Genomic DNA, 25,553 nt, shown 5'->3' on the forward strand with positions numbered 1-25,553 from the left:
CCACCTCCTCGTTCCGGTACAAGAGCTAACTGCCCCGAACTCGACTCCGACTACGCATACGCTGGCGTGACCATTACGGAGACCCCGGAGACTAACGGTGCAATACCACGATTCGATGATCAGCCTCGTCGGCAATACCCCGCTGGTGAAGCTCAACAGTGTGACCGAGGGCCTGCAGGCCACCGTCCTGGCCAAGGTCGAGTACTTCAACCCCGGCGGTTCGGTCAAGGACCGCATCGCCCTGCGCATGATCGAGGCGGCCGAGGAGAGCGGCGCCCTGAAGCCCGGCGGCACGATCGTCGAGCCCACGTCCGGCAACACCGGCGTCGGCCTCGCCATCGTGGCCCAGCAGAAGGGCTACAAGTGCGTCTTCGTCTGCCCCGACAAGGTCTCGACCGACAAGATCAACGTGCTGCGGGCGTACGGCGCCGAGGTCGTCGTCTGCCCCACCGCCGTGGACCCGGAGCACCCCGACTCGTACTACAACGTGTCCGACCGTCTCGTCCGTGAGACGCCGGGAGCCTGGAAGCCGGACCAGTACTCCAACCCGAACAACCCCCGTTCGCACTACGAGACCACCGGTCCCGAGCTGTGGGACCAGACGGACGGGAAGATCACCCACTTCGTCACGGGCGTCGGCACCGGCGGCACCATCACCGGCACCGGCCGCTACCTCAAGGAGGTCAGCGGCGGCACCGTCCGCGTCGTCGGCGCCGACCCCGAGGGGTCCGTCTACTCCGGCGGCTCGGGCCGCCCGTACCTCGTCGAGGGCGTCGGCGAGGACTTCTGGCCCTCCGCGTACGACCGGACCGTCACGGACGAGATCGTCGCCGTGTCGGACAAGGACTCCTTCCAGATGACCCGCCGCCTCGCCAAGGAGGAGGGCCTGCTCGTCGGCGGCTCGTGCGGCATGGCCGTCGTCGCGGCGCTGCGGGTCGCCGAGGGACTCGGCCCCGACGACGTCGTGGTCGTCCTGCTGCCCGACAGCGGCAAGGGCTACCTGTCGAAGATCTTCAACGACGAGTGGATGGCCGACTACGGCTTCCTGGAGGAGGCCGGCCCGTCCGCCAGCGTGGGTGACGTCCTGCGCCACAAGGAGGGCGACATCCCCAAGCTCGTCCACATGCACCCCGAGGAGACGGTCGGCGAAGCCATCGACGTCCTGCGCGAGTACGGCGTCTCCCAGATGCCCATCGTCAAGCCGGGCGCCGGCCACCCCGACGTCATGGCCGCCGAGGTCGTCGGTTCGGTCGTCGAGCGCGAGCTGCTGGACGCACTGTTCACCAAGCGCGCCTCGCTCGACGACGCGCTCGAGAAGCACATGAGCGCGCCGCTGCCCCAGGTGGGCTCCGGCGAACCGGTCGCCGACCTCATGGCCGTACTCGGCTCGGCCGACGCGGCGATCGTGCTGGTCGAGGGCAAGCCGACCGGTGTGGTGAGCCGTCAGGACCTGCTCGCCTTCCTCGCGAAGGACGGCAAGTAGCCCCGAGGGAACGCCGCTTCGCGCAATCGGTACGAGCCCGACATGTGGCGGCAGCACACGCTTAACACGCGCAGTGCATCGTGATCCGTGTCGGCGTCACGGACTTCCGGAGCGGCTCCCGGACCTCCTGATACGCCGCGGACGCGGAGACCGGCCCTGACCCGGGCCCGTGTCCCTCGCGGGGACCGCCGTCGTCCCGCCCCCCGGCAACGGGGGTGCGGCGGTCCCCGCGCCACCTTCCCCGCCGGGCGCCCCGCGTTCGCCGGGATGACGGGGCCGTTTCCTCGCCGGATCGAGTGTTGTGAGGGTCTCGCGCAGAAGGTGGGCGCGGGCGCCCGCCGGTCGCTCAGCGGTCCTCGTCCTCCGCCCGCCGGGAGTGGCGCCAGGGCGCGGTACGGGCGGCCTGGAACGCGTTGACGCCGACTATGCCCGCCCAGGTGACGATCAGGCCCTTCAATCCCGCGTTGGCCACACCGATCGCGGACAGGGGTATCGCGAGGACGAGCGAGATGATGGCGAAGCCGAAGCGCTCGCCGAAATTCTCGCCGAAGTGGTCCCCGGCCCCGGGGGGCCGGCCGCCACGGGCGACGACCATCCGCTGCTCGGCGACCTGACGGCGGACGCGGCGGTCGACCGTGGCGTCCAGGCGCTGTTCGACCTTTTCGAGGAACGACTCGACGAGGGCCGGCTCGTACTCCGTCCCCAGTTCGCGGCGGGCCTGGAGGGTGGCGTCGAGCTCCTTCTCGAGCTCCGTGTCGCGGGCTTCCATGTCTTGTACGGTACGGAGGCCAAGCCGCCCTGTCGCTGGGGTTAACCCCCCTTTCCGTCCCCCTGGCCGCCCCCGTACCCGTCCGGGCCGCTTGCCCGGCTGCATATCCTCATGCAGAGTTTTGGGTGACTGAATAACCGGGTCGGGAACGAGGGGGACGGGATGAGCGACAGCCCTGCCGCACGGCTGCAGGCGCTCTTCGAGGGGCACCGGCTGACGCCCACGCAGCGCCGGATCGCCCACTCGATGGTGCGGCGCGCCGCCGACGTACCGTTCCTGTCGAGTGTGGAGCTGGCCGACCTGGCCGGCGTCAGCCAGCCGTCCGTCACGCGCTTCGCCGTGGCGCTCGGGTTCGACGGCTATCCGGCGCTGCGCAAGCACCTGCGCGAGGTGGCCCCCGCCGAGCCGGCCGCCGGGGACGAGTCCGCGTACAACGAGTACCAGCAGGCCGTGCTGGGGGAGATCGAGAACCTGCGGCACCTCGCCGACCTGCTCGCCGACCCCGAGCCGGTGGAGCGGGCCGGACGACTGCTCGCCTCCTCCCGGCCGCTGCCCGTGCTGGGACTGCGCGCCGCGTCCTCGCAGGCGCGCGGTTTCGCGTACTTCGCGGCGAAGGTCCACCCGGACGTGCGGCTGCTCGACGAGGGCGGCACGATGCTCACCGACCGGATCGACGCCGCCGTGCGCGCGGGTGCCACCGTGCTGCTGTGCTTCGCGCTGCCCCGGCACCCCCGCGAGGTCGTGGACGCCCTGGCGTACGCGCGCGACGCGGGGCTGACCGTCGTCACCGTCGCCGACTCCGCGTTCGCCCCGGTCGCCAAGCACAGCGACCTGCTGATCCCCGCCGCGGTCGGCACCGGCCTCGCCTTCGACACCGCGTGCGCGCCGATGCTGCTGGGCCGGGTGCTGCTGGAGGCGATGTGCGACGGGCTGCCGGACGCGCAGGCGCGGCTGGAGCGGTTCGACGCGGCGGCGGCCGCGCGGGGTCTGTTCGTGGAGTAGGGGAGCCGTCGGCCGGGTCGACGGCGGTGGACCCGGGCCGGTCCCCGCCGGTGGACCGACCGGCGTCCACCCTCCTGGCCGCCGTCCGCCTCCGACGCGTGGAGCTACGCGCGCCGTGGGCGCCGTCCCGCGCGGTGGTGCGTCCGGCTCCGAAGTGGTGGCGTCACATGGCGCCAGGCAGCACCGGGCGGCGCCATGTGGCACCACGCGGCACCACGCGGCACCACGCGGTGCCATGCGGTGCCACATGGCGCCGCAGGCGGTCATCCGCGATGTCGAAGAGTGTCGTCGGGTTCCCGGCGGCCGGGAAACGATGGTCACTTCTCTGGAGTTTCCGCAGGTCAGCCGAGTTGGTTGCCGGTCGGGCGCCAGCGCGGTGCCGTCAGGGCTTGCAGATGGCGCCATTGTGGTGCCATGATGGCGTTATGGATCTGACCCCCTATGTCGACAACCTCCGCCGTGAACTCGCGGTGGCCGCCGAGGCCGGCGGTGACGAAGCCCGCGAGCTCGCCGAGCGGCTCACCGCCCCGCTGGAGTCGGCGACCCGGCTGACCATGCTCAACGTCCTCTCCGCCGCGATGGCCGAGGTCACCCGCGAGCTCGCCCCCGGCTCGGTCGACGTACGGCTGCGGGGGCTGGACCCCGACTTCGTGGTGACACCGCCGCCCGCCGAAGGCGGCGCCCCGGCGGAGCCGTCCGTGTCCGGCGAACCGCTCGGGAGCGGCCCGGCGCCCGCCGAGGGCGACGAGGGCGGTACCGCCCGCGTCAACCTGCGCCTGCCGGCCCACCTCAAGGCGCGCGCCGAGGAGGCCGCCGGCCGCGAGGGCCTGTCGGTCAACGCGTGGCTGGTGCGCGCCGTGTCGGCCGCGGTCGACGGCGGCGGCCGACCGCGTACGACGGAGAGGACCCAGGCCGTCGGACAGAGCTTCACGGGCTGGGTGCGCTAGGGCCTGTCTTTCGGATCATGCCGGGCTCGCGGGGTCTGGCACGCACGCTCGCCGCGTTGCCGTCGGTCGCCAACGCTCCGCGTTGGCTCCCTCCTCCGCCTTGCGATCGCACGCGCCAGACCCCGCTCCCTGATCCGGCCTGATCCGAAAGACGGACCCTAGCCGCACCCTGCCCGCACCGCTTCACCTCACACCACGTCCCACCAGCGGGGACGCCCCCAAGACCCAAGAGGACGGGACAGCCATGCCTTCTTTCGACACGCCCGCGTCGATCTCGGTCACCGCCCATGTGGAGGCCGGTTCCATCCAGTTCACCGCCGGCGACCGCCCCGACACCGTCGTCGAGGTCCGCCCCCGCGACCCGAAGAAGGACGTGGACGTACGGGCGGCCGACCAGACCCGGGCGGCGTACGCGAACGGCGTGCTGACCATCAGGACGCCCAAGGGCAACCTCCTCGGCCTCGGCCGCACCGGTGTCGTCGACGTGACCGTCGAACTGCCCACCGGCTCGCACGTCGAGCTGACCGGCGCCTGGGCCCAGGTCATCGGCGAGGGCCGGCTCGGCGAGGTTCGCGTGAAGACCTCGTCCGGCGACGTACGCCTCGACACGACCGGACCGCTGAAGCTGACCGCCTCGCACGGCTCGATCACCGTGGACCGTATCGAGGGCTCCGCCGAGATCACCACCAGCTCCGGCAGCCTGCGCGTCGGCCTCGCCGACGGCCCCGCCGTCCTGAAGAACTCGCACGGCACCACGACCGTCGACGCCGCGACCGGCGAGCTGCGGGTGAGCGGCGCCAACGGCGACATCGAGATCCGGCGCGCCGAGGACTCGGTCACCGCGACCACCGCCCACGGCACCCTGCGCGTCGGTGACGTGGCCCGGGGCACCGTCCAGCTGGAGACCTCCTACGGCGCCATCGAGGTCGGCGTCCGTGAGGGCACGGCCGCCTGGCTCGACGTCAGCTCCGGCGCTGGTCAGGTGCGCAACGGCCTCACCGAGTCCGGCGCCCCCGGGGTGACGGAGGACACCGTCAAGGTCCGCGCCCGCACCCGGTTCGGCAACATCGACATCCGCCGCGCCCGGGTCTGACCACCCGCGCCGTCCCCCGCCCGGGCCGACCACCCGCGCCGCCCCGCCGCGTCCGCGCCCGGGCCGACCACCCGCGCCGCCCCGCCCCGCCTCCTCCATCCCTGTCACCCCACCCCTCGAACGGGAGGGCTCCATGCCTTCGTCTGTCATGCCCACGTCTAAGCGTGGTGATGGTCCGCAGCCGTCCGCCACCACCCCCGCCGCGGTCACCGCCGTCGGCCTGCGCAAGTCCTACGGCGACAAGACCGTCCTCGACGGCATCGATCTGCGCATCCCGGCCGGGTCCGTGTTCGCCCTCCTCGGGCCGAACGGCGCCGGCAAGACCACCGCCGTGAAGATCCTGTCCACGCTCATCACCGCCGACGGCGGGCAGGCCCAGGTCGCGGGCCACGACCTCGCCACCGACCCGCAGGCCGTGCGTGCCGCGATCGGCGTGACCGGGCAGTTCTCCGCCGTCGACGGGCTGATCACCGGCGAGGAGAACATGCTCCTCATGGCGGACCTGCACCACCTGTCCCGCCGCGAGGGCCGCCGCACCGCCGCCGAGTTGCTGGCGCGCTTCGACCTCACCGACGCGGCGAGGAAGCCCGCCTCCACCTACTCCGGCGGCATGAAGCGCCGCCTGGACATCGCCATGACGCTGGTCGGCGACCCGCGCGTCATCTTCCTCGACGAGCCGACGACCGGCCTCGACCCGCGCAGCCGCCACAACATGTGGCAGATCATCCGGGAACTGGTCACGGGCGGCGTCACCGTCTTCCTCACCACGCAGTACCTGGAGGAGGCCGACGAACTGGCCGACCGCATCGCCGTGCTGAACGACGGCAGGATCGCGGCCGAGGGCACCGCCGAGGAGCTGAAGCGGCTCGTCCCCGGCGGCCACGTGCGGCTGCGGTTCTCCGACCCGGCCGCCTACCGGTCCGCCGCCTCCGCGCTGCGCGAGGTCACCGCGGACGACGAGGCGCTGACGCTGCAGATCCCGAGCGGCGGCAGCCAGCGCGAGCTGCGCTCCCTCCTCGACGGGCTGGACGCGGCCGGCATCGAGGCGGACGAACTGACCGTACACACCCCCGACCTCGACGACGTGTTCTTCGCCCTGACCGGCGGAACCGGCCGAACCGACAAGAAGGGCACGACCGTCCGATGAGCTCCCTCTCCCTCGCCGTGCGCGACTCGTCCACGATGCTGCGCCGCAACCTGCTGCACGCCCGGCGCTATCCCTCCCTCACCCTCAACCTCCTGCTCACGCCGATCATGATGCTGCTGCTCTTCGTCTACATCTTCGGCGACGTGATGAGCGCGGGCATGGGCGGCGGCGCCGACCGCTCCGCGTACATCGCCTACGTCGTGCCGGGCATCCTGATGATGACGATCGGGGGCACCGTGGTGGGGACCGCGGTGTCCGTCTCCAACGACATGACCGAGGGCATCATCGCCCGCTTCCGCACGATGGCGATCCACCGCGGGTCCGTGCTCGTCGGGCACGTCGTCGGCAGCGTGATCCAGTCCGTCGCCAGCGTGGTCCTGGTGGGCCTCGTCGCCGTGGCCATCGGCTTCCGCTCCACGGACGCCACGGCCCTGGAGTGGCTGGCGGCGTTCGGGCTGATGGCGCTGGTCGCCCTGGCGCTCACCTGGATCGCGGTCGGGATGGGCATGGTCAGCCCGAACGTCGAGGCGGCCAGCAACAACGCGTTGCCGCTGATCGTCCTGCCGCTCATCTCCAGCGCGTTCGTCCCGGTCGACGCGATGCCGGGCTGGTTCCGGCCGATCGCCGAGTACCAGCCGTTCACGCCGGCCATCGAGACCCTGCGCGGGCTGCTGCTCGGCACCGAGATCGGCCACAACGGGTGGCTCGCCGTCGCCTGGTGCCTCGCCCTCTCCGCGCTCGGCTACTTCTGGTCGAAGGCGGTCTTCGACCGCGACCCGAAGTAGCCGGGCGACCCCCGGCCGGCCACCGGGCCGGCCGCGAAACCCCCGCCCCCGGGAGCCAGGCCCCCGGGGCGGGCCCCGAAGTTCCTTCCGCCCGGGGGCGGCGCGCACCGGCACCGGGCCGGGGCGCGCCGCCCTCGGGCGCGTCCGGCCCCTCCTCTCAGGAGACTTTAAGGAAGGGGCGCTAGCCTCCCGCCGCACCCGGACGGATGGGACAGGGAGGACACGTGGCACGGGGCGGACAGTCGCTGGCGAGAGTGGCCGTGGTGGTACGGGCGGGGGCCGCGCCCCTGTGGTGGGCGGGCCTCCTGGCCGCCGGTGCCGAGGCGCCGGTGCCCGGGCTCACCGAGTGGCGCACCGGGCTGACGGCCGGCGCCGCCCTGTTCCTCGTCACCGCCGCCGTCGTGGCCCTGGCGCGGCGCGGGCGCTACACGCGGCTCGCCGACGGGGCGACGAGGGCGGCCCGGGCGGACTTCCTCCAGGACCGGGCCGTGACCGTGCGGGTACGGCGGCGGGCCCGCCGCTGGTGGCTGACGGGCGCGTTCGTCGCCGCCCTGGCCTCCTCCCTCGCGCTGCCGGGCGCCGGAGGTCTGGCCCTGGCGGGGGCGGGGACCGGCCTGTGGCTGAAGGCGCGGTGGCTCGGACGCCGGGAGCGCACCGGGGAGACGCTGTGGTGGGTGCGGACCGACCGGCTCGCCGAGGGGCCGGCCGGCGGGCCCGTCGAGGCGTACCGCTCGACGGGCATCGCGGCCGGCGACGCCGCGCCGGGCGGGGCGCGGCGCCGCTGAGCCCACGTCAGATCTCCAGCTCGGCCTCGATCTTCTTGAGCTGGTGGCGGGCCATCGCCAGGTTGGCGCGCTGCTTGTCCAGTGCCAGGTAGAGGAACAGGCCGTTGGCGCCCCGGCCCTTGAGGAGCCGGATCAGGTGGTACTGCGTCCCCAGCGTGATCAGGATGTCCTCGATCTCCTCCTGGAGGCCGAGCATCTCCATGGTGCGCACCTTGGCGCGTACGACGTCGGTGTTGCCCGCGGCGGCGACCGTGAGGTCGAGGTCCTTGCCGCCGCCGATCGTGCCGAGGGCCATGCCGCTGGTGTAGTCGACGAGAGCCGCGCCCAGGGCACCGTCGATGACGGTGGTGGCTTCCTTGAGGGCGGTTTCCGTGTTGGCCATGGGGGTCACGCTTCCTTCGGTTTGTGGGACGGGAGGGGCGGAACGGCTTGTCGGGTGGGCAGGGGCGCGGCGGGGACCGCCGTGGCCGAGTGGGCGGGCGCGGGGTGCGGCTCGCTCCGCGGGGTACGCCGGTGCAGGGCGCCGTCGACCAGCTCACCGATGCGGGCGCTGGACCGGCGGGCCTCCAGGTGGAGCCGGCCCACGTTGATGCGGGGCTCGGCGAGGAGCGTCAGGACGGCGGAGGTCCCGGCCGCGTACGTCGCGACGTAGCCGTGCTCGCCGCGGACCAGCAGCTCCCGGAACCCGCCCTGCCCGGTGGCGTCGGTGAGCCGGAGCGCGACGCCGAGCGCGGCCGCGGTGAGCGCGGCGACGCCCTCCGCCGCGTCGGCGTCCGCCGTGTCCCTGGCCAGGACCAGTCCGTCGGTGCTGGCCGCGAGTGCCCCGGTCACCTGTGGGACGCGGGCCCGCAGGCGCCTGAGCTCGCCGAGCACCTCGGCTTCGGCCGCCGTCATCAACTGTCTCCTCTCACTCCTCTCACTCCTCTCACTGTTCGCACTCCTTTCGCTTCTCTCGGCGCGCTGTCGCAAGGCGCGCCTCATGAGTGCGCACGGGGCGTACGGGTGGTCACAGGTGGGCCTCCAGGGCGTCACGGAGCCGGCGGAGCAGGGCGATGTCCGGTTCGGGTGCGAAGCCGGCGGGGTCGTGGAGCGGGGGCTCGCGCGGGACGGCCCGGTACGGGACGGCCCCGTGCGTCATGGCCTCGTACGGGACGGGCGGGGCCGGCTCCGGCGGGGTCGTCACCAGGCCGGCCGCGGCCAGCCGCCGGATCTCCAGCAGGACGTGGAACGCCGGGCGGCCCAGCGCCCAGGCGAGCTGTGCGGGGGTGCGCAGGCCGTCGGCGTGGGCCAGCAGGTCCCGTTGGCGGGGGGTGACGGTCTGGCCGGGGGCGGCGGGGCGCGGGACGACCGGCGCGGCGTCGACGGCGGGGTAGGGCCACACGGTGTCGAGCAGCTCCCGGCGGCGCAGGGTCTCGCGCTCGATGTCGGCCGCCGGGACCGGGCGTACCGCGGGCGCGGCGGGCGTCCCGTGCACGGCGCCGTACTGGAAGCGGGCCGGGCCGCGGCCGGGGGCGAGGGCGAAGAACGCCGCGTCGAACAGGGCGCCCAAGTGGCAGATCTCCAGCTCGCCGGCGGATATTCGGCCCTGTCGCGGCTGCCGGCCGCCCGCCGTCAGCAGGACGTCCGCACCGGGCGCGACCGGGCTCCGCGCGTGCGCGACCCGCCCGTCGACGAGGTACAGCGTCCCGTGGTCCCGTATCAGCGCCCCGGTGGCGTGCTCCCTGGCCAGGCGCAGCAGCATGGGGGACACGACGGCCCCGGCGGCGCGCGCGCTCATACCAGTACCAGCCGTTCGGCCAACTCCCGCAGGCGCAGTCGGGCCAGCGCCAGGTTGCCGGTGGACCGGTCCAGCCACAGGTGGAGGAACACGCTGCTGTCGAAGGTCGTCTCGACGAACCGCAGTACGTGGTAGGCGGTACGGGTGGTCACGATGACGTCCTCGACGGGTGGCGCCTTGGGGTCCACGCCGATCGGCGGCGCGGCCGGGAGCGGCGCGGCGGTGCCCGGGCCCGCCGGCGGGGCGGGGCGGTCGCCCGCTTCCGGTGCTCCGGGGTGCGGGCCGCCGGCCGGTCCGCCCCGCGGTCCCCGCCCGCCGGGGGCGCCCGGCGTGGGCACCGGGGTGGGGCCCGGCACGGGCACCGGGGTGAGGCCCGAAGGGGGCCCGGAGGCCGGGTCCGCCGCGACGGCCGGGCCGGGTGCGGGGCCCGGCGGGCACCCGGGCGCCCGCGCGCCGTCCACGCCCGGCGCGGACCCGGGCGACTTCCTGTCGGGGACGCCCGGGAGCCCGGCCGCCCGGGCCGGCGCCGGGGGGAGGGCCGCCGGTATCGCGTCCGGCGAGAACGACTCGTACTCCCTGGCCGCCCGCGCCAGTTCGGCCGTCTCCGCCGCCGTCGTCTCGTGGTCACCCACCGGGGACCGGCCGGCCGTGCCGAGGGCGAGGCCACTGGTCCAGTCGACGAGTGCCGCTCCCAGCGCGCCCGGCAGGCTCATCGCTTCGCGCAGGCACTCGTCGATTCCGGGCACGCGGGCTCCCCTCCCAGTTCCCCGTTGCGCATCCAAGGCTGTGACCACGACGCTACGCAACGTTCGCCCTCCTGGTGGGAGTTCTGGCATTTTCCGCAGGAACGTGCCCGGGACGGGATAGGGTCGCCGGTTACACCTCTCCGCGTACCCGCATCACCACCCGGTTGACGGCCCACAGCCCCACGCCGATCACCACCAGGACGGCCGCGCGGACGTACACCTCCGCGTCCCGGTCGGCGAGCGGGCTCGCGAGGACCAGGGCGGTGATCGCGCCCAGTACCGGCAGCGCCGTCGGCGTACGGAAGTGCGCGTGCTCGACCCGGTCGCGGCGCAGCACCAGTACCGCGATGTTGACCACCGCGAAGACGCACAGCAGCAGGAAGGCCGTCGTGTCGCCCAGCCCCTCGATCTCACCGGTCGTCACCAGCCCGACCGCGAGGAGGGACACGAAGACGATGCCGACGACGGGGGTGCGGCGGCGGGGCAGCACCCGCCCCATGGCGCGCGGCAGGATGCGCTCGTTGGCCATGCCGTAGCAGAGCCGCGAGGCCATCATGATGTTGATGAGCGCCGAGTTGGTGACGGCGAACAGGGCGATGAGCGCGAAGACCTTGGGCGGGAAGTCCAGGCCGCCGGCCCTGACGACCTCCAGGAGCGGCCCGCTGGACTTCTCCAGGGTGCGGTGGTCGACCAGGAGCGAGGAGATCAGCGCCACCAGGACGTAGAGGGTGCCGGTGACCGCGACCCCGATGAAGATCGCCCGCGGGAAGGTGCGGACCGGGTCGCGCGTCTCCTCCGCCATGTTGACGGAGTCCTCGAAGCCGACGAACGCGAAGAAGCCGAGCGCCGTGGCTCCCAGCACACTGGTGAGCAGCGCGTATCCGGTGCCGTCCGCCTGGAACTCGCCCAGCCGCGACGGTTCCCCGCCGCCCGTGAGCACCGCCCACGCGCCGACGGCGAGGATGACCGCCAGGCCGGTCAGCTCCACCGCGGTGAGGACGACGTTCGTCTTCACGGACTCCGAGACGCCCCGCAGGTTCAGCGCGGCGAGGGCGAGGACGAAGAGGACGGCGACCAGGGTGGGCGGCACCGCGCCCCCGGTGAACTCGGCCAGGTAGTCGCCGCTGAAGGCGCGGGCCGCCGCGCTCGCGGACGACAGGCCCGAGCACATGACCATGAAGGCCACGATGAAGGTCAGGAAGGGGACCTTGAACGCCTTCTGGGTGTAGAGGGCGGCCCCGGCCGCCTTGGGGTACTTGCCGACGAGTTCGACGTACGACGCCGCCGTCAGGATCGCTACGGCGAAGCCGATGACGAACGGCAGCCAGAGCGCGCCCCCGACCTTCCCCGCCACCTTGCCGGTGGTGGCGTAGATCCCGGTGCCGAGGATGTCGCCGATGACGAAGAGGACGAGGAGCCTCGGCCCGATGACCCTTTTGAGCGCCGGCACCTCGTGAGCCCCCGTGGGCTGTTCGGTGGTGGTCATGGGGTGGTTCTGCCCTCGCCGTGCGGACAGATGCCGGTCACCCCGACAGCAGCGCGCCGGGGTGTGCGCCGCCCGCCTCCGCGACGATCTCGGCGACGGTCTGCGGCGGGCGCACGGTCGCGAAGCGGACCGCCCCGTCCTCCCCGGCGACGAAGCCGTACACACCGGGCCGGGTGAGGGAGTTGTAGGCGTAGTGGTGCGCGAAGTAGTAGGCGCCGGTGTCCAGCGCGGCCACGATGTCACCGGGTTCGAGGAGCGGCAGCGAGCGCTTCACGGCGAGCAGGTCACCGGCGAAGCAGGCCGGTCCGGCCACGTCCTGCTCGACGGCCGGGCCGCCCTCCTTGGGCCGCCCCCCGGCGTCGTAGACGGCGATCCGCAGCGGCCAGGAGACGGGGTCGTACACGGTCCGGGTGGCGACCTGCACGCCCGCGTGGGTGACGGCGATGGGGCGGGACCCGGACGTCTTGGTGTACTCGACGCGGGCGAGGACCGTGCCGTGCTTGGCCAGCAGCGACCGGCCGAACTCGGTGACCAGGCCGTAGCGCCCGTCGAACAGTCCCGGCACCTCGTCGGCGAGCAGCCGGGCGTAGTCGGCGTACGTCGGGGTCTGATCGTCGGAGGTGAAGTTCACCGGCAGGCCGCCGCCGATGTCGAGGGTGTCGACCTGGTGGCGTCCGGCGGCCGCGTTGATCTCCTCGGCCAGCTCGTACACCTCCCTGACGCCGGTGACGAGGAGCGACAGGGGCAGGCCCTGCGAGCCGGAGTGGGTGTGCAGGCGGGTGAGCCACGGGCGGTCGAGGTAGGCCCGTACGACGCGGGCGCGGGCGCCCTCGTCGCGCAGGGCGATGCCGAACTTGGAGGTGGCTGTGGCGGTGGACAGGGCGTCGATGGTGCCGCCGCCGATCTGCGGGTTGACCCGCAGCCCGAGCGGGGAGCGGGTGGGCGCCCGCCGGACGAGGGCGTCGAGCCGGGCGAGTTCCTGCGGGTTGTCGGCGTTGACGGCGATGCCGAGGTCCAGGGCCTCGCGGAGCTCGGCGGGGGTCTTGGCGGGGGAGTCCAGGACGACGCGGTCGGCCGGGACGCCCGCGGCGCGGGCCAGGGCGAGCTCGCCGGGGCTCGCGACCTCGGCGCCGAGGCCCGCTTCGTACAGCAGGCGCAGGACGGGGACGAGCGGGGACGCCTTGACGGCGAAGGCGTGCAGGACGGGCGCGTCGGTGACGGCGGCGAAGGCGGCGCGCAGGGCGGTGGCGGAGGCGCGGACGCCGGCGACGTCGAGGAGGGCGGCGACGGGCCGGTCCTCGGTGAGGAGGGCTTGGCCGACAGCTGCTCGTACGGCCCGGTCGCGACGGTCTGAAGCCATGTCCTCCAGCCAATCACCCGGCGGTGGACGCCGCAGCCGTTGACTACATCTATTCAGACCGCCAGTATGTGAATAACTGAATCTGCAACCGCAGCCGACCATCTGCGACCGAGGAGGCATCCCCATGTCAGGACCCCGACCCGTACGGGCCCCGCGCGGTACGGAACTGAGCGCCCTGGGATGGCAGCAGGAAGCCGCCCTGCGGATGCTGCAGAACAACCTCGACCCCGAGGTCGCCGAGCACCCCGACAAGCTCGTCGTCTACGGCGGCACCGGCAAGGCCGCCCGCGACTGGCGCTCCTTCGACGCGATGGTCCGCACGCTGCGGACGCTCAAGCAGGACGAGACCATGCTCGTCCAGTCCGGCCGGCCCGTCGGCGTCATGCAGACCCACGAGTGGGCCCCCCGCGTCCTGATCGCCAACTCCAACCTGGTGGGCGACTGGGCCAACTGGGAGGAGTTCCGGCGGCTGGAGCAGCTCGGCCTGACCATGTACGGCCAGATGACCGCCGGCTCGTGGATCTACATCGGTACGCAGGGCATCCTCCAGGGCACCTACGAGACCTTCGCCGCCGTCGCCGCGAAGAAGTTCGGCGGCACCCTCGCCGGGACGATCACCCTCACCGCCGGCCTCGGCGGCATGGGCGGCGCCCAGCCGCTCGCCGTGACCATGAACGACGGCGTCGCCATCTGCGTCGACTGCGACCCGCGCGCCATCGAGCGCCGCATCGAGCACCGGTACCTCGACGTCCGCGCCGACTCCCTGGACCACGCGCTGCGACTGGCGGTCGAGGCCCGCGACGCCCGCCGCCCGCTCTCCATCGGCCTCCTCGGCAACGCCGCCGAGCTGCTGCCCCGGATGCTGGAGATGGGCGCCCCCATCGACATCGTCACCGACCAGACCTCCGCCCACGACCCGCTCGCCTACCTCCCCCTCGGCGTCGACTTCGACGACATGGCCTCGTACGCCGCCGAGAAGCCCGCCGACTTCACCCGGCGCGCCCGCGAGTCCATGGCCCGGCACGTCGAGGCCATGGTCGGCTTCATGGACGCCGGCGCCGAGGTCTTCGACTACGGCAACTCCATCCGCGGCGAGGCGCAACTCGCGGGTTACGACCGGGCGTTCGACTTCCCCGGCTTCGTCCCCGCCTACATCCGCCCGCTGTTCTGCGAGGGCAAGGGCCCCTTCCGCTGGGCCGCCCTGTCCGGCGACGCCGCCGACATCCACAAGACCGACAAGGCGATCCTCGACCTCTTCCCCGAGAACGAGTCGCTGGCCCGCTGGATCAAGATGGCCGGCGAGCGCGTCCACTTCCAGGGCCTGCCCGCCCGCATCTGCTGGCTCGGCTACGGGGAGCGGGACCGCGCCGGTGAGCGCTTCAACGACATGGTCGCCTCCGGAGAGCTGTCCGCCCCCCTCGCCATCGGCCGCGACCACCTCGACTGCGGCTCCGTCGCCTCCCCGTACCGCGAGACCGAGGCGATGCTGGACGGCTCCGACGCCATCGCCGACTGGCCGCTCCTCAACGCCATGGTGAACGTCGCCTCCGGCGCCTCCTGGGTCTCCCTCCACCACGGCGGCGGCGTCGGCATGGGCCGCTCGATCCACGCCGGCCAGGTCACCGTCGCCGACGGCACCCCGCTCGCCGGCGAGAAGATCCGCCGCGTCCTCACCAACGACCCCGGTATGGGCGTCATCCGGCACGTCGACGCCGGCTACGACCGCGCCGACGAGGTCGCCGACGAGCGCGGCGTCCGCGTCCCGATGCGGGAGGGCGACCAGTCGTGACCGGCCCTGACGGCACCCGCCCACCCGCCGGCGGGCAGCCGCCCTCCTTCCACACCATGTGGGCCGAGCTGGCCCCCGTCGGCCGCCACCCGGCGAGCGGCGGCTACCGGCGCCACGCCTGGACCGGTGCCGACGCCGACTGCCGGACCTGGTTCCAGGAACAGGCCGAGGCACGCGGGCTCACCTACGAGACCGACCGCAACGGCAACCAGTGGGCCTGGCTCGGCGACCCCCTCGGCGAGGACGCCGTCGTCACGGGCTCCCACCTGGACTCCGTCCCGGACGGCGGCGCCTTCGACGGCCCGCTGGGCGTCGTCTCCTCCTTCGCCGCGCTCGACGAGCTGCGCCGCAGGGGCGTCGGCTTCCGCAGGCCGCTCGCCATCACCAACTTCGGCGACGAGGAGGGCGCCCGCTTCGGCCTCGCCTGCGTCGGGTCCCGCCTCACGGCCGGGCAGCTGACGAAGGAGGCGGCCCACCGGCTGCGCGACGGCGACGGCGTGAGCCTGCCGCAGGCCATGGAGGCCGCCGGGTACGACCCGGAGGCCATCGGCCCCGACCCCGAGCGCCTCGCCCGCATCGGCGCGTTCGTCGAACTCCACGTCGAGCAGGGCCGCGCCCTCGACCTGACCGGGGACGCGGTCGGCATCGCCTCCGCGATCTGGCCGCACGGCCGCTGGCGGTACGACTTCCACGGCGAGGCCAACCACGCCGGCACCACCCGGCTCGCCGACCGGCGCGACCCGATGCTCACGTACGCCGAGACCGTCCTCGCCGCCCGCCGCGAGGCCGAACTGGCGGGCGCCGTCGCCACCTTCGGCAAGATCGCGGTCGAACCCAACGGCGTCAACGCCATCCCGTCCCTCGTGCGCGGGTGGCTCGACTCCCGCGCGGCCGACCAGGCGACGCTGGACACGGTCGTGGCGGGCATCGAGGCGGCCGCCCACGAGGCCGCCGCCCGCCAGGGCGTCGACCTCACCGTCGTCCGCGAATCCTTCACCCCCGTCGTCGAGTTCGAGCACGCCCTGCGGGACGAACTCGCCAAGATCCTCGGCGGCCGGGTCCCGGTCCTCGGCACCGGAGCGGGCCACGACGCCGGCATCCTGTCGGCGTCCGTCCCCACCGCCATGCTGTTCGTGCGCAACCCCACGGGCGTCTCCCACTCCCCGGCCGAGCACGCGGCCGAGGACGACTGCGTGGCCGGCGTCCTCGCGCTCGCCGACGTACTGGAGGGACTGGCATGCGGGTGACCTACTGGTGCGAACACGCCTGGCTCGGCACCCACACCGAGCCGGGCGTCGCCCTGGACGTGTCCGACGGCCGCCTCACCGCCGTGCGCACCGGCGCCGACACCCCGCCGCCGGACGCCGTCCCCCTGCGCGGCCTGACCCTCCCCGGTCTGGCCAACACCCACAGCCACGCCTTCCACCGGGCGCTGCGCGGCACCGTCCAGGTGGGCTCCGGCACCTTCTGGACCTGGCGCGAGGTCATGTACCAGGTCGCCTCCCGCCTGACGCCCGACAGCTACTTCGCCCTGGCCCGGGCGGTGTACGCGGAGATGGCGCTGGCCGGCATCACGGCCGTCGGCGAGTTCCACTACCTGCACCACGCACCCGGCGGCACCCCGTACGCCGAACCCAACGCCATGGGCGAGGCGCTGATCGCGGCGGCCGGCGAGGCGGGCATCCGCATCACGCTGCTCGACACGGCGTACCTCTCCTCCGGGTTCGGCGCCGCCCCCGACCGGCACCAGCGGCGCTTCTCCGACGGCACCGCCGAAGCCTGGGCGGAGCGCGCGGCCGGCCTGAAGGACCGGGACGGCGTCCGCATCGGCGCGGCCATCCACTCCGTACGCGCCGTCCCCGCCGACCAGCTGTCCACCGTCGCCCGGTGGGCCGCCGACCGACGGGCCCCACTGCACGTCCACCTCTCCGAGCAGACGGCGGAGAACGACGCCTGCCTGGCCGCACACGGCCGCACCCCGACCCGGCTGCTCGCCGACCACGGCGTGCTCGGCCCGCGCACCACCGGCGTCCACAACACCCACCTCACCGACGAGGACATCGCCCTGCTCGGCGGCACCGGCACCGGCACCTGCATGTGCCCGACGACGGAACGCGACCTCGCGGACGGCATCGGCCCGGCCGTCGCCCTCCAGCGGGCCGGCTCGCCCCTGTCGCTGGGCAGCGACAGCCACGCGGTGATCGACCTCCTGGAGGAGGCACGGGCGATGGAGCTCGACGAGCGCCTGCGCTCCCGCACCCGGGGCCACTGGACGGCCGCCGCGCTGCTGCACGCCGCCACCGCCCAGGGGCACGCCGCCCTCGGATGGCCCGAAGCGGGCCGCCTCGAAGCCGGGGCGCTCGCCGACTTCACGACGATCGCCCTCGACACGGTCAGGACAGCGGGACCGGTGCCGCGTCTGGCAGCTGAGACAGCGGTATTCGCCGCGTCGGCCGCGGATGTGCGCCATACGGTCGTGGGCGGGCGCCACGTCGTGCGGGACGGGGTTCACCGCCTCGTGCCCGACGTGCCCCGGGCACTGACGGAATCGATCGCCGCGCTGCACCGCTGAAGGAGACGCCCCGCACCATGAACAGCATGAACAGCGGCCCCGACACGACGAACAACCCCCCGGCCACGGCCGCCCCCGCGACGGCGAACAACGCCGTCGCGGCGACGGCCACCGCCATCACCAACATCGCCAGCCTGGTCACCAACGACCCCTCCCTCGGTGATGGATCCCCCCTGGGCCTGATCCAGGACGCGGCCGTCGTCATCGACGGCGACCGCGTGGTCTGGATCGGTGAGACAAGCAAAGCACCCGCCACTGACAACCGGTTCGACGCCGGCGGCAGGGCCGTCGTACCCGGCTTCGTCGACTCCCACTCGCACCTGGTCTTCGCCGGCGACCGCACCGCCGAGTTCAACGCCCGCATGTCCGGGCAGCCCTACGCCGCCGGCGGCATCCGCACCACCGTCGCCGCGACCCGCGCCGCCACCGACGAGGAGCTCGAAGCCAACGTCACCCGCTACCTGCGCGAGGCCCTGCGCCAGGGCACCACCACCTTCGAGACCAAGTCCGGCTACGGCCTCACCGTCGAGGACGAGGCCCGCGCCCTGCGCATCGCCGCCCGTCACACCGACGAGGTCACCTACCTCGGCGCGCACATCGTCTCCCCCGACCACGCGGACGACCCGGCCGGCTACGTGGACCTGGTCACCGGCGAGATGCTGGACGCCTGCGCCCCGCACGCCCGCTGGATCGACGTGTTCTGCGAGAAGGGCGCCTTCGACGGCGACCAGGCCCGCGAGATCCTCACCGCGGGCAAGGCGCGCGGCCTCCATCCGCGCATCCACGCCAACCAGTTGAGTCACGGCCCCGGTGTCCGGCTCGCGGTGGAACTGGACGCCGCGTCCGCCGACCACTGCACCCACCTCACCCAGGCCGACGTGGACGCCCTCGCGAGCGGGAACACCGTCGCCACCCTCCTGCCCGGCGCCGAGTTCTCCACCCGTGCCGAGTGGCCCGACGCCCGCCGCCTCCTCGACGCGGGTGTGACCGTCGCCCTGTCGACGGACTGCAACCCCGGCTCGTCGTTCACGTCGTCCGTGCCGTTCTGCGTCGCACTCGCGGTGCGGGACATGGGCATGACCCCGGACGAGGCCCTCTGGTCCGCCACGGCCGGCGGCGCGGCCGCCCTCCGCCGCACCGACGTCGGCCGCCTCACCCCCGGCGCCCGCGCCGACCTGGTCCTCCTGGACGCCCCCTCCCACGTCCACCTCGCCTACCGCCCCGGCGTCCCCCTGGTCGCGGCGGTCTGGCGGCGCGGCGAGCGCGTCGTCTGACCCGGCCCACCGCTTGGCGGAGCCCCCGAAACCGCAGCCGGGGGCTCCCGCCCCGCCCGAGGGCCGTACACGGGTGGGCGGTCGGGCGTACGCTCCGCCCAGGGGAACGGCCGACCGGGGGAGCCACGTCGTGGGGCGTAACAGGCGAGCGGACCGGCGGACGGCGTGGGGTCTCGTCACCACCGCGGCACTCTGCCGCGGCGTTTTCGCCTACGCCTACTACGCCGCGACCGAGCGCCGTCAGCCCGCGTCCGTCTCGACGGACCCCGGGAACCGGCCGTAAGCTGCCGGTGAATCCCCCGAACACCATCCCCGGCCTGCCGTCGTCCCGGCAGGCTTTTTTCGTGTGCCCTGGAGGCTCCATGAAGCTCGGTCTCACCTGCCCCCGGTTCGTCTGGCCCGGCGGCGACGCCGCCATCGCGGGGCGGTTCGCGGATGTCGCGCGCGGCGCCGAAGCGGCCGGGCTCGACAGCTTCTGGGTGATGGACCACTTCTTCCAGATACCGAACTTCGGCGCCGCCGAGGACCCCATGCTGGAGGCATACAGCGCGCTGTCCTACGCCGCCGCCCTCACCCGGCGCGTCACCCTCGGGACGCTCGTGACGGGCGTGACGTACCGGGCGCCCGGGCTGCTGCTGAAGCAGGTGACCACCCTGGACGTGCTGTCAGGGGGGCGGGCCGTGCTCGGGATCGGGGCCGGGTTCCACGAGGAGGAGCACCGGGGCCTGGGGTTCCGGCTGCCGCCGGTCGCCGAGCGGTTCGAGCGGCTGGAGGAGACGCTGCGGATCGCCCGGCGGATGTGGAGCGCCGAGGACACCCCGTACGAGGGGAAGCACTACCGGCTGGCCCGCACCCTCAACTCCCCCCAGGCCCTCTCCCGGCCCCACCCGCCCGTCCTCATCGGCGGCGGCGGGGAGCGGAAGACCCTGCGGCTGGTCGCCCGCTACGGCGACGCGTGCAACCTCTTCCACGGCGCCGACGTACGCCACAAGCTCCGGGTGCTGCGCGCGCACTGCGAGGCGGAACGGCGCCCCTACGAGGCCATCGAGAAGACGCTCCACATGCGCGTGCCCGACGGGCAGTCCGTGGCGCAGAGCGTCCAGCGCTGCGGCGAACTCGCGGAGCAGGGCATCGACCACGTCATCGTGGCCATGCCCGATCCGTCCACCGACGCCTCCCTCACGCACCTCGCCGAACTCGCCCGCCAGGTGCGCACGGTCACCTGACGCCTCCCGTCGCCGTCCCGGCGGCCGGCCGCGCGACGATCATGGCAATCTGTCCCGATGAAGACCATCGGACTGATCGGCGGCATGAGCTGGGAATCCAGCGCGGAGTACTACCGGCTCCTCAACGAGCTGGTACGCGAGCGCCTCGGCGGGCTGCACTCCGCACGCTGCATCCTGCACTCCGTCGACTTCGCGGAGATCGAGCGGCTCCAGGTCTCCGGCGAGTGGGAGCAGGCCGGTGAGGTGCTCGCCGAGGCCGGGCGGGGGCTGGCCGCCGCCGGGGCGGACCTGCTGCTGATCTGTACGAACACCATGCACAAGGTGGCCGGCCAGGTGCAGGACGCGGTGCCCGTGCCGCTGCTGCACCTCGGCGACGCCACCGCCGACGCCGTACGCGCGGCGGGGCTGAAGACCGTCGGCCTGCTCGGCACCGCCTTCACCATGGAGCAGGACTTCTACCGCGACCGGCTGGCCGGACACGGGCTCACCGTCCTGGTGCCCGAGGCGGAGGCGCGGGCCGAGGTGCACCGGATCATCTACGAGGAGCTGTGCCTCGGTGTCGTCGAGGACGCCTCCCGCGCCGTCTACCAGCGGGTCATCGACCAGTTGGTGGCCGACGGCGCGGAGGGCGTCGTCCTCGGCTGCACCGAGATCGAGCTGCTGATCGGGCAGGAGCACAGCCCGGTGCCGGTGTTCCCCACCACCCGCCTGCACGCCGAGGCGGCCGTCACGGCCGCCCTGTCCCCGTGATCACACGCGGCCGGCGCCCCGTCACGCGGGTGGAAGGGCCCGTCCCTCGGCGGGACGGGCCCTTCGCGAGCCTTCGGCGGGCGGCCGGGTGACCGAAATCACTCGTCCAGGGTGAGACCCTTGCGCAGCTTGCCGAGCGTGCGGGAGAGCAGACGCGACACGTGCATCTGCGAGATGTTGAGCTCCTCGCCGATCTCCGACTGGGTGAGCCCGGCGACGAAGCGCAGGGAGAGGATCTTCCGGTCGCGGGCCGGGAGCGAGGCGATCAGCGGCTTGAGCGACTCGATGTACTCGATGCCCTCCAGGCCGTGGTCCTCGTAGCCGATGCGGTCCGCGAGCGCGCCCTCGCTGTCGTCCTCCTCGGGCTGGGCGTCGAGCGAGCTGGCGGTGTAGGCGTTGCTCGCCGCCATGCCCTCGACGACCTCCTCCTTGCTGATCCCGAGCTTCGCGGCGAGCTCGGCCACGGTGGGCGAGCGGTCGAGCTGCTGGGCCAGTTCGTCCCCGGCCTTGGCCAGGTCGAGGCGGAGTTCCTGAAGCCGGCGCGGGACGCGCACGGACCAGGAGGTGTCGCGGAAGAAGCGCTTGATCTCTCCGACGATGGTTGGCATCGCGAAGGTGGGGAACTCGACCCCTCGACTGAGTTCGAAGCGGTCGATGGCCTTGATGAGACCGATGGTGCCGACCTGGATGATGTCCTCCATCGGCTCGCTGCGGGAGCGGAACCGGGAGGCGGCGAACTTGACCAGAGCGAGGTTCAGTTCAACCAGCGTGTTGCGGACGTACGCGTGCTCGTGCGTCCCCTCCTCGAGGCTTTCGAGGCGCGCGAAGAGCGTCTTGGACAGAGCCCGCGCGTCGAGAGGTTCGACTTCGTCGAACCGGGGGATGTCGGGCAGACCGAGGGATTCGGTCCCGGTCTGCTCGAAGTCCGTGGTCCGGTGGGGCGGAGTTGCCGACGGCGCGTAGCGGGTACGCGTTTCGTCGAGCCGGGGTGACATGGTCTCCTCCATCGTTCTCGGCATATGGCCGCCGATGCCCAGTTGAGTCTGGCTGCGGTGTGCGGCGCCTCCAAAGCCGGCCGTGTTGGTTGTGTCCCTACTAGCCCTACCCGCTTCGCACGGATCGTTGCAAGTGTCAATTGTCCCATATGACCGCCTTGTAGTTAAGTCGTGACTACCGGCTGCCGTTCAGAGGGCGTAGGGTTCTACCGACTCAATGGCATCGGCGAAGAGGGACGGCATGGACCGCGGGACGGTCGGCAGCGCGAATCAGGGCCGACTCAAGGTCGGGGTCCGGACGGAAGGCCGCAGCGAGATTCTCACGCCGGCGGGTGAGCTTGATCACCACACCGCCGAGCTGCTGCGCGAGCCGCTGGACGCCGCGCTCGAACAAGGTCGCACCCGCCTGGTGATCGACTGCTCGCAGCTCGCGTTCTGCGACTCCACCGGGCTGAACGTGCTGCTCGGGGCCCGCCTGAAGGCGGAGGCCGCAGGTGGCGGGGTGCATCTGGCAGGGATGCAGCCCGTGGTGGCCAGGGTGTTCGAGATCACGGGCGCGGAGGCGGTTTTCTCCGTCCACGACTCGTTGGACGCGGCTCTGGCCGACTGAAGTGACAAAGCGGGTGTCGTCCCGGATCGGCCGGGCAGAAGAACCCCGCGGCAATTGTACGAACGGGCTCCACACTCTCTGTGACGGCCTTGTGGCTGCCCTGCGACGACGTAATTGGCGACTTGGTGAAATCGGTGAGGTGAAGCGCTGATGGGTACCACCCAGCAGCATCCGCCGAGCGATCTCGGCCCCCAGCCGGAGGGCTCCGGCCTCGGTGTCGGTGCCTCGCTCCCGGCTGCCTCCTCCGTGTCCACCACGCCGGAGGTGAGGTCGGAGATGTCAGGTGCGGCGTCCGGGGCGGGTCCCGGGGGCACGCCCGCGGGGCGCCGGACGCGGCGGTTGTCGCTGGGCAGTGCCAGCGGGATCGTTCCGCTCGCCCGGGACTTCACGAGGCAGGCGCTCTACGACTGGGGGTGGCTGCCGGCGGCCACCGCCGACCGGCGGGCCGCCGCCGAGGACGTGCTGCTCGTCGTCTCGGAGCTGGTCACCAACGCGTGCCTGCACGCCGGAGGGCCGGAGGAGTTGCGCGTCTCGCTGGACGCGAAGGTCCTGCGGCTGGAGATCGAGGACCGTGGCGCGGGGCAGCCCGCGCCGCGCACCCCGCACCAGGCGGGGCGACCGGGCGGCCACGGCATGTTCATCGTCCAGCGCCTCTGCCTGGACTGGGGGGTCGTACGGTCCACGGACGCCCCCGGCAAGACGGTCTGGGCGGAGCTGGCGGCACCCGCCTGATCCCGGCGGGTTGCGCGGAGCGGTGATGGAGCACGGCGATCCGCCGTGCTCTTCGTCTTTCCCGGCCCGCCCCCCACCCGCCTCCACCCGCCGCCGGGCGCCCCGGAACGCCCGTACCGCCGCCCGCCCTCCCTCCCGTACCGACGCCACGGCGCCGACGTTCGCCGCCGCGCGACCCTCCGGCAGGCCGGCCCCGGGACGGGCGTACGGAATCCCGGGAGCCCGAGGGGCTCCGACGGTACGCCCGGCACGGCGAAGGGCCGCCGTACCGGACGTATCCGGTACGGCGGCCCTCCGGCAGGGTGCGGACGCAGGCGTCAGTGCACGTCGACCATCAGTGTCTGCACCTTCTTGCGGTACATGAAGATCGCGGCACCGGCGAGGGCCGCCAGTGTGGCCTCCATCGCGATGATCCCGGTGCCGTTCAGGTCGACGCCCGCGAGGGAGAGCAGCCCCGTGGTGCAGTCGCCCGCGGTGACCGCGAGGAACCACACGCCCATCATCTGCGAGGCGTACTTCTGCGGCGCCATCTTCGTCGTGACCGACAGACCGACGGGGGAGAGGCACAGCTCACCGATCGTCTGGACCATGTAGATGGAGACGAGCCACATCGGCGAGACCTTGGTGCCGTCACCCGCCATGCCCATCGGGACGATGAAGACGAAGAACGACGCACCGACGAGAACGAGGCCCATCGCGAACTTCACGATGGTGTTGGGCTCCTGGTTCTTGCGGGCCAGCCACAGCCACAGCCAGGCGAAGACGGGGGCCAGCGCCATGACGAACAGCGGGTTCAGCGACTGGTACCAGGTGGCCGAGAAGGCGAAGCCGAAGACGCTGTCGGCGGTCTTGTCGTCGGCGAACAGCGACAGGGTCGAGCCGCCCTGGTCGTAGATCATCCAGAAGATGGCGGCGGCCACGAAGAACCAGATGTAGCCGTTCATCTTGGACTGCTCGGTCGGCGACAGCTCCTTGTCGCGCTTGATGCGGACGAGGACGGCGACCGGGATGACGAGGCCGGCGAGGGTCAGCGGGACCAGCGCCCAGTTCAGGGTGTACGCGCCCATGGCGACGACCACGCCGTAGAAGACGGCGAGGACCAGCACGGCGCCGGTGGCCTTGAGCAGCACCGCGCGGCGCTCCTCCGGGCTCAGCGGGTTCGGGACGACGCTGCTCTTCGGGCTCAGGTGACGCGTGCCGAGCAGGAACTGGAGCAGGCCCAGACCCATGCCCAGCGCGGCCAGCGCGAAGCCGAAGTGCCAGTTGTGCTCCTTGCCGATCGTGCCGATGACGAACGGGGCGACGAAGGCACCGAGGTTGATGCCGATGTAGAAGAGCGTGAAGCCACCGTCACGGCGCGGGTCCTCGGGGCCCTCGTAGAGGTGGCCCACCATCGTGGAGATGTTGGCCTTCAGCAGACCGGAGCCGGCGGCCACCAGGATCAGGCCGACGAAGAACATCGCCTGGCCCGGCAGGGCCAGCGACAGGTGGCCGACCATGATCACGGCACCGGCGATCGCGACGGTCTTGCGGGCACCCCAGACGCGGTCACCGAACCAGCCGCCGGGCATGGCCATCAGGTAGACCATCGACACGTAGACGGAGTAGATGGCCGTGGCCGTGGCCGCGGTCATCGCGAGCCCGCCGCCCTGGCTGCCCACGGCGGCGTCGGCGCCGCCCGAGACCAGGTAGTACACGAGCAGGGCGCGCATGCCGTAGTAGCTGAAGCGCTCCCACATCTCGGTCAGGAACAGAGTGGCCAGGCCGCGGGGGTGGCCGAAGAAGGACTTCTCTCCGCCAGTGGTGCGGGCCGAGTCCTTCGTCAGGCTGGACGCCATGGGTCGATCCTTGCTTGCTCGGGACGCGCAGCGCTTCGTGAGCGGTCACGCGCCCGGTGGGGGGCGGCCGGCACCGGCACGGGCTCCGCCCCACCCCACGCCCACAGGGGTCCGCCCTCGTACGCGTACGGAGGCGGGGGGACAGTCCGCACCGGGATCCACACCCCGGGCGACATCGCGCTTCGGGGCCCGGCCGACAGGTCATTCACTGTCTCGAGACCGGCCGGGCCGGTCTCACGCAGAAAGAGACCTTTGGCGCGTAGTGGTCCAAAGGTCCCCGGATAGTGCATCAGGCGTCTCGCCACCATACGACACGACAGGGCGGCATATGGAAGGACTTGAGAGATGGATCACAGGTGTCGCTGGAACCATCCACGCTGTTTCGAA

24 protein-coding genes and 1 pseudogene are annotated in these 25,553 nt (G+C 72.8%); 15 read left to right on the forward strand and 10 right to left on the reverse strand.

The genetic code is table 11. The features are described 5' to 3' along the window. The first annotated feature begins 97 nt into the window (after positions 1 to 97). Positions 98 to 1,483 (forward strand): cystathionine beta-synthase, encoded by a 1,386-nt coding sequence (locus IE109_RS10435; protein WP_189550489.1) that lies wholly within the window; start codon positions 98 to 100, stop codon positions 1,481 to 1,483. A gap of 346 nt (positions 1,484 to 1,829) precedes the next feature. Here IE109_RS10435 and IE109_RS10440 read toward each other — a convergent pair whose 3' ends face one another. After that, a complete protein-coding gene (locus tag IE109_RS10440) occupies positions 1,830 to 2,252 on the reverse strand; it encodes a hypothetical protein (RefSeq protein WP_189550490.1) in 423 nt (140 codons plus the stop codon). 162 nt (positions 2,253 to 2,414) lie between these two features. On the opposite strand from IE109_RS10440, the gene IE109_RS10445 reads away from it, so the two are divergent. The 6 genes from IE109_RS10445 (at position 2,415) to IE109_RS10470 (ending at position 8,011) form a co-directional block, all read left to right on the forward strand. Continuing rightward, positions 2,415 to 3,254: a MurR/RpiR family transcriptional regulator gene (locus IE109_RS10445; protein WP_189550491.1), complete on the forward strand. Its 840-nt coding sequence runs from the start codon at positions 2,415 to 2,417 to the stop codon at positions 3,252 to 3,254. A gap of 425 nt (positions 3,255 to 3,679) precedes the next feature. Next, positions 3,680 to 4,201, forward strand: coding sequence for a hypothetical protein (locus IE109_RS10450; protein ID WP_189550492.1), 522 nt, complete (start codon positions 3,680 to 3,682; stop codon positions 4,199 to 4,201). A gap of 244 nt (positions 4,202 to 4,445) precedes the next feature. Beyond that, positions 4,446 to 5,294 (forward strand): DUF4097 family beta strand repeat-containing protein, encoded by an 849-nt coding sequence (locus IE109_RS10455; protein WP_189550493.1) that lies wholly within the window; start codon positions 4,446 to 4,448, stop codon positions 5,292 to 5,294. Between the two features lie 133 nt (positions 5,295 to 5,427). Then, entirely contained in the window at positions 5,428 to 6,441 is a 1,014-nt protein-coding gene (locus IE109_RS10460; RefSeq protein WP_189550494.1) for an ATP-binding cassette domain-containing protein, read from the forward strand. Continuing rightward, complete coding sequence (locus tag IE109_RS10465) at positions 6,438 to 7,226, forward strand: ABC transporter permease (RefSeq protein WP_189550495.1); 789 nt, start codon at positions 6,438 to 6,440, stop codon at positions 7,224 to 7,226. The genes IE109_RS10460 and IE109_RS10465 overlap by 4 nt, the downstream gene beginning before the upstream one ends. Before the next feature lie 224 nt (positions 7,227 to 7,450). After that, the gene (locus IE109_RS10470; protein WP_189550496.1) at positions 7,451 to 8,011 is read left to right on the forward strand and encodes a hypothetical protein; all 561 of its coding nucleotides are present in this window, start codon (positions 7,451 to 7,453) and stop codon (positions 8,009 to 8,011) included. 7 nt (positions 8,012 to 8,018) lie between these two features. Here the strand turns inward: IE109_RS10470 and IE109_RS10475 are convergent, their stop codons facing one another. The 7 genes and pseudogenes from IE109_RS10475 to IE109_RS10505 form a co-directional block, all read right to left on the reverse strand. Continuing rightward, the gene (locus IE109_RS10475; RefSeq protein WP_189550497.1) at positions 8,019 to 8,393 is read right to left on the reverse strand and encodes a hypothetical protein; all 375 of its coding nucleotides are present in this window, start codon (positions 8,391 to 8,393) and stop codon (positions 8,019 to 8,021) included. Between the two features lie 5 nt (positions 8,394 to 8,398). Further along, on the reverse strand, positions 8,399 to 8,992 hold the full coding sequence (locus IE109_RS10480; RefSeq protein WP_189550498.1) for a roadblock/LC7 domain-containing protein: 594 nt from the start codon (positions 8,990 to 8,992) through the stop codon (positions 8,399 to 8,401). Positions 8,993 to 9,017: 25 nt separating this feature from the next. Then, entirely contained in the window at positions 9,018 to 9,788 is a 771-nt protein-coding gene (locus IE109_RS10485) for a transcriptional regulator (protein ID WP_189550499.1), read from the reverse strand. Continuing rightward, the gene (locus tag IE109_RS34015) at positions 9,785 to 10,126 is read right to left on the reverse strand and encodes a hypothetical protein (RefSeq protein ID WP_444545559.1); all 342 of its coding nucleotides are present in this window, start codon (positions 10,124 to 10,126) and stop codon (positions 9,785 to 9,787) included. The genes IE109_RS10485 and IE109_RS34015 overlap by 4 nt, the downstream gene beginning before the upstream one ends. A gap of 213 nt (positions 10,127 to 10,339) precedes the next feature. Beyond that, positions 10,340 to 10,534, reverse strand: a pseudogene (locus tag IE109_RS10495) (roadblock/LC7 domain-containing protein); the annotation flags it as partial. A 130-nt stretch (positions 10,535 to 10,664) separates the two neighbouring features. Next, on the reverse strand, positions 10,665 to 12,020 hold the full coding sequence (locus IE109_RS10500; protein WP_189550500.1) for an APC family permease: 1,356 nt from the start codon (positions 12,018 to 12,020) through the stop codon (positions 10,665 to 10,667). A 37-nt stretch (positions 12,021 to 12,057) separates the two neighbouring features. After that, positions 12,058 to 13,380: a type III PLP-dependent enzyme domain-containing protein gene (locus IE109_RS10505; RefSeq protein ID WP_189550501.1), complete on the reverse strand. Its 1,323-nt coding sequence runs from the start codon at positions 13,378 to 13,380 to the stop codon at positions 12,058 to 12,060. 124 nt (positions 13,381 to 13,504) lie between these two features. Between IE109_RS10505 and hutU the strand changes: the two genes are divergently transcribed. The 6 genes from hutU (at position 13,505) to IE109_RS10535 (ending at position 20,991) form a co-directional block, all read left to right on the forward strand. Next, complete coding sequence (hutU, locus tag IE109_RS10510; protein WP_189550502.1) at positions 13,505 to 15,169, forward strand: urocanate hydratase; 1,665 nt, start codon at positions 13,505 to 13,507, stop codon at positions 15,167 to 15,169. Between the two features lie 56 nt (positions 15,170 to 15,225). Continuing rightward, a complete protein-coding gene (locus IE109_RS10515) occupies positions 15,226 to 16,416 on the forward strand; it encodes an allantoate amidohydrolase (RefSeq protein ID WP_189550591.1) in 1,191 nt (396 codons plus the stop codon). Continuing rightward, on the forward strand, positions 16,407 to 17,741 hold the full coding sequence (locus IE109_RS10520) for a formimidoylglutamate deiminase (protein WP_189550503.1): 1,335 nt from the start codon (positions 16,407 to 16,409) through the stop codon (positions 17,739 to 17,741). Before IE109_RS10515 ends, IE109_RS10520 begins: the two co-directional genes overlap by 10 nt. Positions 17,742 to 17,767: 26 nt before the next feature. Beyond that, positions 17,768 to 19,015, forward strand: coding sequence for an imidazolonepropionase (gene hutI / locus IE109_RS10525; protein ID WP_229890878.1), 1,248 nt, complete (start codon positions 17,768 to 17,770; stop codon positions 19,013 to 19,015). Positions 19,016 to 19,377: 362 nt separating this feature from the next. Further along, positions 19,378 to 20,241 carry an LLM class F420-dependent oxidoreductase gene (locus IE109_RS10530; protein WP_189550504.1) on the forward strand — a complete coding sequence of 288 codons (864 nt, stop codon included), beginning with the start codon at positions 19,378 to 19,380 and terminating at the stop codon, positions 20,239 to 20,241. Positions 20,242 to 20,298: 57 nt separating this feature from the next. Beyond that, positions 20,299 to 20,991: an aspartate/glutamate racemase family protein gene (locus IE109_RS10535; RefSeq protein ID WP_189550505.1), complete on the forward strand. Its 693-nt coding sequence runs from the start codon at positions 20,299 to 20,301 to the stop codon at positions 20,989 to 20,991. Between the two features lie 98 nt (positions 20,992 to 21,089). On the opposite strand, the gene IE109_RS10540 is transcribed toward IE109_RS10535, so the two are convergent. Continuing rightward, positions 21,090 to 21,986, reverse strand: a complete 897-nt coding sequence (locus IE109_RS10540) for an RNA polymerase sigma factor SigF (protein ID WP_373297681.1) — start codon at positions 21,984 to 21,986, stop codon at positions 21,090 to 21,092. Between the two features lie 241 nt (positions 21,987 to 22,227). Here IE109_RS10540 and IE109_RS10545 point away from each other — a divergent pair, with 241 nt between their 5' ends. Further along, entirely contained in the window at positions 22,228 to 22,596 is a 369-nt protein-coding gene (locus tag IE109_RS10545) for an STAS domain-containing protein (RefSeq protein ID WP_189550507.1), read from the forward strand. Between the two features lie 150 nt (positions 22,597 to 22,746). Further along, positions 22,747 to 23,328, forward strand: a complete 582-nt coding sequence (locus IE109_RS10550) for an ATP-binding protein (protein ID WP_189550508.1) — start codon at positions 22,747 to 22,749, stop codon at positions 23,326 to 23,328. A 317-nt stretch (positions 23,329 to 23,645) separates the two neighbouring features. Here the strand turns inward: IE109_RS10550 and IE109_RS10555 are convergent, their stop codons facing one another. Next, complete coding sequence (locus IE109_RS10555) at positions 23,646 to 25,166, reverse strand: peptide MFS transporter (RefSeq protein WP_189550509.1); 1,521 nt, start codon at positions 25,164 to 25,166, stop codon at positions 23,646 to 23,648. Positions 25,167 to 25,553: the final 387 nt, after the last annotated feature.

Source organism: Streptomyces lavendofoliae (assembly GCF_014649735.1).
Lineage (GTDB): Bacteria > Actinomycetota > Actinomycetes > Streptomycetales > Streptomycetaceae > Streptomyces > Streptomyces lavendofoliae.